The organism is Anaerococcus lactolyticus S7-1-13, assembly GCF_000758765.1.
Classification (GTDB): Bacteria; Bacillota; Clostridia; order Tissierellales; family Peptoniphilaceae; genus Anaerococcus; species Anaerococcus lactolyticus.
The window spans coordinates 66,365-77,092 of record NZ_JRMW01000040.1 but is presented as its reverse complement, the minus strand read 5'-3'; the positions used below and the strand labels follow the sequence as shown (position 1 = coordinate 77,092).

The 10,728-nt window shown below is 38.3% G+C and carries 6 protein-coding genes and 1 other annotated feature; of the genes, 5 read left to right on the top strand and 1 reads right to left on the bottom strand.

From position 1 onward, the window contains the following. Positions 1-548: 548 nt before the first annotated feature. The 4 genes from HMPREF1630_RS07645 to HMPREF1630_RS07630 all read left to right on the top strand — a co-directional run bounded on the left by HMPREF1630_RS07645 (position 549) and on the right by HMPREF1630_RS07630 (position 5,530). Complete coding sequence (locus HMPREF1630_RS07645; RefSeq protein WP_037328528.1) at positions 549-2,468, top strand: alpha/beta hydrolase family protein; 1,920 nt, start codon at positions 549-551, stop codon at positions 2,466-2,468. Further along, complete coding sequence (locus tag HMPREF1630_RS07640) at positions 2,449-3,426, top strand: YihY/virulence factor BrkB family protein (protein ID WP_037328525.1); 978 nt, start codon at positions 2,449-2,451, stop codon at positions 3,424-3,426. The genes HMPREF1630_RS07645 and HMPREF1630_RS07640 overlap by 20 nt, the downstream gene beginning before the upstream one ends. After that, on the top strand, positions 3,416-3,949 hold the full coding sequence (locus HMPREF1630_RS07635) for a 5-formyltetrahydrofolate cyclo-ligase (RefSeq protein WP_037328523.1): 534 nt from the start codon (positions 3,416-3,418) through the stop codon (positions 3,947-3,949). The genes HMPREF1630_RS07640 and HMPREF1630_RS07635 overlap by 11 nt, the downstream gene beginning before the upstream one ends. A gap of 101 nt (positions 3,950-4,050) precedes the next feature. Next, positions 4,051-4,285: a binding site (T-box leader), on the top strand. A gap of 90 nt (positions 4,286-4,375) precedes the next feature. Beyond that, positions 4,376-5,530, top strand: coding sequence for a uroporphyrinogen decarboxylase/cobalamine-independent methonine synthase family protein (locus HMPREF1630_RS07630; RefSeq protein WP_037328522.1), 1,155 nt, complete (start codon positions 4,376-4,378; stop codon positions 5,528-5,530). A gap of 750 nt (positions 5,531-6,280) precedes the next feature. Here the strand turns inward: HMPREF1630_RS07630 and HMPREF1630_RS09250 are convergent. Continuing rightward, a complete protein-coding gene (locus tag HMPREF1630_RS09250) occupies positions 6,281-9,586 on the bottom strand; it encodes a hypothetical protein (protein WP_052039408.1) in 3,306 nt (1,101 codons plus the stop codon). A gap of 270 nt (positions 9,587-9,856) precedes the next feature. Between HMPREF1630_RS09250 and ymfI the strand changes: the two genes are divergently transcribed. Then, complete coding sequence (ymfI, locus tag HMPREF1630_RS07620; protein ID WP_037328521.1) at positions 9,857-10,585, top strand: elongation factor P 5-aminopentanone reductase; 729 nt, start codon at positions 9,857-9,859, stop codon at positions 10,583-10,585. Positions 10,586-10,728 lie beyond the last annotated feature (143 nt).

The following is a 10,728-nucleotide window of genomic DNA, read 5'->3' as shown; positions in this document are numbered from 1 at the left end:
ATCCTGCTTTTTTTGTGCCCATTTCTGGGAAATACTCTTCATTTGTATCACAAAGTTTGCGCTTTGTGGCTTTTTTGATGGATAAGAGGTGGCTTCTCTTAGTCATATTATATGACTATTTACAGATTTATTCAAGGTCAATAACTTATATTATCAATAAACTGTTATATAATATAATCATCCCCACAAAAGAAAGGGGGTGATGTCCCATGGGGAAAATTTTTTTAGATATAATTTTTATAATTATATCAAGTTTCGTATTACCCTTGTTATCAAGTATTCTTTTCGAATTACGGAAAGAAAAAAGAAACAAGGAATGAAAAAGGAGGAGCCTGGCCGCTCCTCTTTTTTTCGATGTCCCTATGGGTGACATTTTTTGTTTCGTATCACAAAGTTTGCGCTTTGCGGCTTTTTTGATGGATAAGAGGTGGCTTCTCTTAGTAAGATTATATGACTATTTACAAATTTATTCAAGTTCGTCTATCTCCTTGTATTCATCCCCCAGCCCAAAAGGGTATAGTTATATTATAAAAAATAAAGGAGAATTTATGACACAAATTAATGACTTATTTGACTATGAATTTCTATCAGGAATCTATGTTTCAAATGATGATAATAAAATTGCCTACAAAAAAACTCAGACAAACCTAAAAGACAATAAATACGATACAGACCTTTACCTTTACGAAAAAGATCTCGGCAAATCTTACAGGCTCACAGACAAAAAATCAGCTAGCCTTTGCTCTTTTGACGGTAATTCTAACTTGATTTATAAGTACGACTCTGATGATTGCTATGATTATTTTTACAAAAATGACGGCTACGGTCTAGGAGAGCTTGCCTTTAAAATTGATAAGGATGTTAAATCTCTAAAATGGCTTAAGAATGACACTTACCTCCTTTCAGCTAGCCCAAAGAAATCCGAAGAGGAAAAAAAGTCAGAAAAAGAAAACGAGGCTTACGAAGAAGTTACAACCCTTCCATTTTGGCTAAATGGAGCAGGCTACCTCAAGGAGGAAACAGTCTATTATTACCTTTACGATTTAAAGGCTAACAAGCTTACAGAAATCCTAAAATCAGACAAGGATAATGAAGTAAGTGGTCTTGATATAAGCGAAGATTTAGGAAAAATCGCCTATGTAAGAAGCCACTCTGATGCCAATGACGTTATGGAATTTCGTGAATCCATCATCCTAAAAGACCTAAAGACAGAAGAGGAAAAAATCCTCGTTGACAAGGGCTATGCTACCTATACCCTTCATTTTATCGAAGACAGGCTAATTTTTGTTGGCACTGACATGAAAAAGGGTGGCATAAATGAAGATGCCTTTATCTATGAAGTTGACTTTGACGGCAATCTTAAGATGGTAAATGATGGAAACTTTGACAAGTCTTTTGGCAACTCTATCGGCACAGATGCCAGGGCTGAGGGCAACAGGACCTTCCAAGTCCATAAGGATAGACTTTATTTTATAGCAACTGAATTTGAAGAAGCAAAACTTTATTCAATAGACCTTAAGGGCGACTTAAGAAAGGAACTTGACGGTTGTGTGGAAGGTTTCTTTGTGACAGATGAGGATATTTACTACCTTGAGATGGGACCTAACCACCTTGCTGAACTCAAAATCAAATCCAAAGACCAAAGCCTAATCGAAAATAAAATCGAGGGCGTCCTTCCTATCGAGGAATTTACCTTTGATTCAAATGGTGATAACTTAAGGGGTTACGTCCTTTTGCCAAAAGATTTTGACCCAAAGAAAAAATATCCAACCATCCTTTCTGTTCATGGTGGACCAAAAACAGAACTTTCTGACATCTTCCACCACGAACACCAAATGCTTGCCTCAAATGGCTATATAATTATTTACACCAACCCACACGGATCAAGTGGTAGGGGCGTAAAATTCTCCGATATCAGGGGCCACTACGGTGACATTGACTTTGACGATTTGATGAATTTTGTGGACTTGGCTATTAAAAAATATCCACAAATAGATAAAGATAAAATGGGAGTCTATGGTGGCTCTTATGGTGGTTTTATGACCAACTGGACAATCGGCCACACCGACAGGTTTAAGGCTGCTGTAAGTCAAAGATCAATTTCAAACTGGACAAGTTTTTACGGTGTATCTGACATTGGCTACTACTTTGCCACTGACCAAACAGGAGCAAATCCTTGGGACAGTCTAGAAAAAATGTGGGACCAATCCCCAATCAAATACGCAAATAAGGCAAAAACCCCAACCCTCTTTATCCACGCAGACTGCGACTACCGTTGCCCACTCGAACAGGGCATCCAGATGTATGCCAAACTAAAACTAAATGGCGTTGACACAAGAATGGTAGTCTTCCATGGAGAAAACCACGAACTATCAAGATCTGGCAAGCCAAAAGCTAGGGTAAAAAGGCTGACAGAAATCAAAACTTGGTTTGACAAACACTTAAAAGATGAAAATAAAAAAGCATAAATTTAAAGACTTTATAAAAAATTTCATAAATAGGCTCAAAACTCAGGATATAATGACCTACGCCTCTGCCCTTTCCTTCTACTTTCTCCAAGCCTCCATCCCCCTCATGATGGTCTTGGTGTCAGTAGCCTCAACATTTCTAAAGGGCAACGAAAAAATCATCTATGAGTTTTTGAACCTCTTTCCAAAGACAACTGCACGATTGATAATCAAGGCCCTAGACATTATGTTTGCCTCCAGCCAATCTACAGCTGTGACCACAGTAACCATCCTCTTTGCCCTTTGGTCAGCGACAAGTGGTGTCGATAAGCTAATTATGGCTATAAACCACGCCTACGGCTTAGGTCACCAAGCCAAGGCCATCAAGCAAAGGCTGATGAGTATTATATATACCATAATCTTCATCGCCTTTATCATGTTTTTGCTCATCTTTCAAATCTATGGACCAACCATCATAAATATTTTAGATAGCAAAATCCTAACCATAACAGGGAGATTTTTTGGAGACAATCTTGAATCAATAATTGACTTCATCTCATCTCCAATCTTTACCATCCTCACCATAGCCATCCCACTTTTAATCATGTCAGCTGCCCTTGGAATTTTATATAAGTATGCTCCGGGTAATTCTGCAAATAGGATACCCTTCAAACAGGCCCTAACAGGTGGGATATTGGCAACTGGGACCATCTATGTAGCAAGTTTTGCCTATTCATATTTTATAAATAACTTCTCAAACAAGTCCCTAATTTATGGGGCCCTAGCCGGCATCCTTGCCCTTTTCATCTGGCTTTTGATAGTCTCATCGCTGCTTATCATCGGAGCTGAATTAATCGCCGCCTTTAGGGAAGGCTACAGGGATGAATATTTTGATAAGGAAATAAATCCAACAATAAATGCAGAAAACCCGATGAACAAATTTGTTTCAAAAATAAAAGGAAAAATAAATGAAAAGTGAATTTAGGAGATTTTTCCTAAACCTCAGACGAGAAATGGGAGAAGCTTCAATCAAAGAAAAATCAAAAAAAATTATAGCAAGGCTCTTAGCTAGTGATCCTTATAAAAATGCCGAGACAATTTTTGTCTATGTCTCAAAAACCAAAGAAGTTGACACCTATGATTTTATAAAAAAAGCTCTCGCCGATGGTAAAAAAGTCTATGTTCCAAAAATAATAGACCACCAAATGATTGCAGCAAAAATAAGTGACCTTGATGAACTAAAGGCAGGCGCCTTTGATATTCCAACAACCGATAGTCTAGAAGCTATAACAAATCCCGACCTTACCATCTGCCCTGGCCTTTCCTTTGACGATGATAAAAATAGGCTAGGCTATGGTGGTGGCTTTTATGATAAGTTTCTTTCCCAAAACAAGACAAGCAAAATTGGTTTAATGCTTAAAGAATTTAGGTCAATAAAAATTCCTGCCGACCCTTGGGATATAAAAATGGACTTAATAATCACCGAAGATAAAATTTTTTGATAAATAAAATCCTATTTTTAGCCATTTATACAAAATTTTATGAATAAATATTTAAAATTATTTGACAGGGTAAATTTTCCTGTGTATAATCGGAGTATAGAAAATAAACTATGAGAAGAAAAGTAGATTTAATCAACCTACCCAGAGAAGCTATGTTTGGTGAAAATAGCCTAGCGAGATTAGATTGAAAATGGCCTTTGAGTTTCTTATCCGATATTTAAGATAAGACGGGCTCGCCCGTTACAGCGATAGGGTATGTTGGTACCCGATGAGTTATTAATTGTGAAATTAATTTGAAATTAAGGTGGTAACACGTGGCAAAGCCTCGTCCTTTATGGGACGGGGCTTTTTATATTACATAGAATATTTTCTAAGGCGCCTATGTTAGAATGTTGGAAAATTTTAGAAAATAAAAAGAGGTATAAAATGACAGAAAGATTTTTAACAGTTGGATCATTACTTAGAAACGAAGCATTATTAAAATACAAAAGAGAAATAGAAAAAAGAGACGATATAACCTATCCATTCTACGATGACTTTGCAGGCTACAAGGAATGCGAAGATAAGGCAGTAGCAGATGTGGTAGAAAGGCAAATCGAAGCAGGCCTACCAGAAGTGACTGATGGAGAGTATTCAAAATCCCTCTGGCACTTGGACTTTGTGTGGGGTCTTAAGGGTGTGGAAAGATATATCAAGGAAAATGGATATTTCTTTGAAGACAAGGATTGTTGTGGCAAATATGAAACCAGACGTGATATAGGATTAAGACTTGTTGGCGAACTTTCAGGCAAAAACCATCCCTTCATCGACCACTTCAAGAGACTAAAAAAATTAGTAAATGGCAGAGCAATCGTAAAACAATGCATCCCTTCCCCATCCCACATCTATGGCGATGTATTAAATTTCAACTTCCTACAAGATTCATACTACCAAACAACTGAAGACTTTGAAAAAGACCTCATCAGATCCTACAAGGAATTTTTAGAAGATTTTAAAAACGCTGGTGGAGAAATCATCCAATTTGACGATTGCCTCTGGGAACAATTTGCAGACGAATCTGAAAATGCACAATTTGATGGCAATGCAAGAGCTGATAAAAATATAGCCCTTGCCGAAAAATATATAGCCATCAACAACGAAGTCATCGACTACGGCCACGACCTAGGGCTAACTATCTACACCCACAACTGCAGGGGCAACTACGCCTCCCGCCACTTTGGAGCAGGCACCTACGACTCAATCGCAGATCTTTTCCTAGAAAAACAACACTACGACAGGTTCTACCTAGAATGGGACGACGAAAGAGCAGGATCCCTAAACTCATTAAAAGCCTTCGAAAAAAACAAAAATGCAGAAGTCGTCCTAGGATTCTTATCATCAAAAACTGCCGGACTTGACGACGAAAAAAGATCCCTAGAATTATTAGACGAAGCAGCGAAAATCATAGACAAAGACAGACTCTACCTCTCCCACCAATGTGGATTTGCCTCATGCGATAACGGAAATGAATTAAGCAGGGATCAGCAATGGGCCAAAATTAAGCAAGGCCAAGAAATCGCAGAGAAATTCTGGAATAAATAAAAAAATAAATCTCTCCTAGTATATAGAAAAAGCACCCTGGCCCGGGGTGCTTTTGTGTTGGGGAAATGTATTTGTATACTTCAGTTGTAAAATCTATCTTAAGCCCACAATCCCTCGCTTCGAGCGAAGCCGAGAAGCCTCTAGTCACATTGATAAAACCAATATGGTAAAGGTGTCAAGCTCTCCTTTAAAGCTAGGACATTTTTACAAACAAAACCCCAAGTCCCGACCAGAGCTAATCCTTGTTTGGTCCAGAGGTTTCTCCATGCGTTCGTTTCACTCACTTAGTCGAAACAAGGGTGGCGTGGTTGAAAATTCTCACCACCTCGTCTCGACCGAGCGAAGCGAGCGGGGAGATCTCTTGCTATCTTTATCTTGTCGATATGGTAAAGGTGTCAAGCTCTCCTTTAAAGCTAAGATATTTTTACAAACAAACCCCTAAGTCCTAACCAGAGCCAAACCTAATTTGGTCCAGAGGTTTCTCCGTGCGTTCGTTTCACTCACTTAGTCGAAACGAGGATGGTGGGTTCCTACTATTTCTCAATAAAATTAGATGATTTTATTATAAAGAATAATTTAAGCCTTTGGCAAATTTTTCAAAATAAGGCCCCTCGCTTCGAGCGAAGCCGAGAAGCCTCTGGCCACATTCATATTATTATTATGGTCCAGGTGTCAAGCCAACCTTAAAACAAAGCTCCCCCATTTCCCCAAAAGAAAAACCCGAGCTTGGGCTCGAGTTTTCTTTTCTTATTAGTCTTCTTTTTTCCTGCCGATATATAGGGCGCCTGTTGAAGCAACTAGGGTGCATGCTATGCCTGCGATTGATTCAACACCTGTCTTGACATTCTTGCCAGCGCGTCTTCTATTTGGACTTTCATCTTGTGAATGCCTATCTCTCCTAGGAATCACAAATCCTTCCTTGCTAACAAGGTCTTTGGCTGGGATTCTTTCTCTCCTGCCATCGCTGAAAGTAACTACTGCATTAGCTTTCTCGTCGATTTTTACATCAACTACATCAGGATTCTTTTCTTTAATCTTCTCTGCAATCTTTGTTCTTTCTTCCTTATCTAGCTTGCCCTTTTTCTTATCAACAACGACCTTTGGTACAACTACTTCCTTATCGCCCACATTAATAACCTTGTCACCCTTTTCAACATTTGGTGTCTTAGGATTATTCTTATTATCCTCACCAGTTTTTTTATCCTCTGGCTTATCTTTTTGATCTGGATTCTTAGTAGGGTCAGTTGGTTTATCCTCGGTAGGATTTTCTGAGCCTGGAGTAGTGCCTGGTGTATTACCTGGTTGGCTTGGTTCTGGGGTTGTTCCTGGAGTAGTGGTTTCACCTGTGCCAGTGCCTGTACCAGTTCCTGTACCTGAGCCTGAGCCTGTGCCTGTTCCTGAGCCTGAGCCAGGGCTTTTTGGTTTCCAGGTTGCTGTTATGGTTATATTTCCTTTAACATCGATAGGTGTATTAGGTTTTTTAACGCCTTCTTTGTCACCAACTTTCCAACCAGCAAATTCTTGGTTTTCATTTGGTGGGTTGAAGGTATTAGCAGCAGGGAGGGTGTAAGTTCCGTTTTTCTTTACCTTTGTGACGATATCTTCTGCTTTTCCACCACCTGCCTTAGTACCACCATCTGGCTTGACTGTTACCTTGAAGGCTTCTGTGGCTGTTGCTGTGAAAACTTTGTTTGAGTCTGTGACTTTAAAGTTATCTGTATTCCATACTGGATCTATAAAGTCGTCTTGTTCTTTCACCTTTTTATTTATCGATTCATAAATTGTACTTTGTAGTGTAGGGTGTACATAAGTTTTTAAATCTGTACCTGGTTTTACCTTATACTTTTGATAAGATACAGGACTTTCCTCACCTTCGATGGCGGTCTTGCCGTCAGCATTATCAATCTTAGTACCCTTGCCTAGTTTAAATTCTGCTACTATGGCATCATCTGGTGTGTTTTTATTAAAAACTACCTCTCCACCTGGTGTTTTTTCTTTTGAAAACCATGTTACATGGTCACTTACGTATAGGGTTTGGTTTTCTACTACAAGTTCAGAACCATCATCAAATTTAACTTTAATTTTTCCTACAAAACCAGTTGTATTATTAGCTTTATCTGTGTTTCTTTTTTCTTTACTTGCATCATCTTGGAAATCATCAAATTTTGCACCAGCCAAGAGGTCGTCTATTTTCTTTTTGTTTTCAGCACTTACGCCATCTTTAACCTTAACACCATCTTTCCAATTAGGTGTCTCTCCTACCCATTTTTTCATAACAACTGGATCAAGACCACCGAGTTCTGTAATTTGAACTGCTTTGGTTTTAACTGTTGGTGGGTTCACACTTTCTGCAGTTTTTTTGCTAGTAGGGTCTGATGTCTGACCTGCATTATCTGTAACAGTTGCTGTAACAGTACTACCTGGATTTACCTTACTTGTTAGAAGGCTAATTACTCCGCCATCTACTGTGACATTATCATCACTAGAAGTCCAAGTGCCATTTTCCTTTGTGACTTTCGCAGTTTTCTTATTACCTTGTGGGTCATCATAATTAATTGTAATAGTCTTTGCGTCGGTGTCTATGGATTTTGGAGCAAAGGTTAATTTGTCATCATCTGCTGTGATAGTTGGTTGGTCTGGTTTGATGTCATTTACTATATCTGCTATTGGTATTGGATCACTTGATAACTTGTCGTTTGTTGCGTCTTTGATTATAACATTGCCATTTTCAAAGAAAATCCTCGCTTTTTTACCAGTATTGCCACCAGTTCCGTCAGGTAATAGGGACTGACCTTTTAATGTATTTTTTTCTATAATTTTATTTTTAATCTCATCTTTTTCTGTTTCTGTTAGATTTTTAGGGTCTCTGACATCTGTTTTATCTGGTGTTTTTGGTTGAACCCTATGAAGCTTCACAGATTCCTCTTTGCCTTTACCTGGTTCTTTTGTTTCAATCTGAAAACCATCTAAAATCTTGCCTATTTTACTTTTCTTGTCATCTGGAATATCAAATGAGAAAGTTCCGTCTGAGTTTACTGGGATTACAGTCCAATCATTAGGCTTTGTTTCACCAGTTCCAAAAAATATTTTAACTGTACTACCTGGGGTTACGTTTCCTTTGATTGTTGTGTCTCCAACTGTCACTTTATTTACGTCAGCATCTTTTGAAGCTTTTTTATATACTACGGTAATTGTGGAAACATCTATTTCAAGTTTCTTACCATCTCTAAACTCAAGAGTTGCTTTATTGGTTGCTGCTTCATAAGTTACTTTCTTAAGATCATCTTTAATCTTTTTATATGCTTCTTTACCTTGATTTTCTGCTATAATGGCTCTTTTAATTTCAGTATCAGCACTTCCTTCAACATCCTTATCAACATATACGGTTGTTCTAGGTATTACAATATCTTTGTAGGTTACATCCATATCTTGTTCTTTTGGTGCAACTACAAAACTCGAAGGAGCTGATTCCCCCCCCTTGTAAACTGTTACCCAATCTCCTTCGGTTATTTTTACTGTAACATTAATTGTCTCGCCATCTTTTAATTTCCTATTTAATGTAACAGAAAATTTCCCTGTACTACCTGCTTTTGTAGGTTTTTTATTGAGTTCTTTTCCATCGCTGTCTGTAACAATGACACTTACCACAACTGGTTTTTCAGCACCCACTTTTATTCGAGCATCTTTTGGTGTTATTGTTGTACCTGTAACTTTATTTGTTCCTGCATTTGCCTCTGTTATAGTAGGTGCTTCTATTTTTGTGGCACTAACAGATTGGGAGATAATTTCTGGTCCTAATTCTAGCCCATCTGCTCTCATAGTATCTATATTTTGTCCACCTTGACCAAGATTATTCCCTGCTTCTTTTTGACCAGCTGCTTCCACTCCTGGGGCTGGTGGGAGTTCTTCTGCTCTTGCGATTGGGGCTGCCATTAGTAGACCTAGCATGCAGGAGACTAGACCTATGGATAGTTTCCTTGTCGCATAGATTGGTTTTTTCTCTTTATTTTCGGCCTTGGTAGCTAGTAGCTCCTTGGCTGTTTGATATTTTTTCATCTTACTCTCTAGCCTTTCTTTTTAAGTACATTTCTATACACATTCTCACCATAATTATATGATTTTAAATATCATATGCAAGTTTTTTCCGTATTTTTTAATGGTTTTGTGGGTTTCGTTTTTAGTTATATTGTCTCATTTGTCTTATTAATTTTGAGTAAAGGCTGGGGTGTGATGCAAAATATATTATAAATTTATGATGTTGGTCTTGAATTTATAAGTGAGCTGGTTTTATTCGCACCCAGATTTCTCTTGTGTTATAATAGGAGTATGAAAACAGTATTAATCACTGGCTCTTCTAGGGGGATTGGCGCTGCCACTGCTAGGAGACTTGCCAAGTCTTATAAAATCGTTATAAATTACAACAAATCCAAGGACAGGGCTCTCGCTCTTTTGGCAGAGCTTAGGAAGATCAATCCTATGGTGATTGCCGTTAAGGCAGATGTCTCCAAGGAGGATGAAGTTTGTGCTATGTTTGATATTATCGAGAAAAATTTTGGCTCTGTTGATATCCTCATCAACAACGCCGGAATTTCATATTTTTCCCTCATCCAAGACATGCCTTTTGAAAAATGGAAGGAGCTTATGGAGACCAATTTGAATTCGGTTTTCCTAAATTCAAAAAGGGCTATTGCTAAGATGGTCGAAAAAAAGTACGGGGTTATTATTAATATTTCATCTATTTGGGGTGATTTTGGTGCGTCTATGGAGGCAGGCTATTCTGCTAGCAAGGGGGCTATCAATGTCTTTACCAAGGCCCTTGCCAAGGAGCTTGCTCCGTCAAATATTAGGGTCAATGCCATAGCACCAGGCATAGTCGATACTGATATGATGAGAAGAGATTTTGATGATGCTGAGCTTGAAAATTTGAAAAATGAAGTCGGTCTTAATAGGTTTGCCAGTCCCGATGAGATTGCAAGTCTCATCGAATATTTAATTTCTGACGACGCTTCTTATATCACTGGCGATATTATCCACATAAATGGAGGCTTTAATTAGCCTCCCAGGCTATAGACAAAGTCATTACTCATGTCATTCAGACGAACGAAGTGAGGAAGAATCCTGTAATTTTTGGGATTCCTCGTCGAATCCTAATGGATTCTCTGTCAGAATGACGTATTCTTATATACTTTGTCGACAAT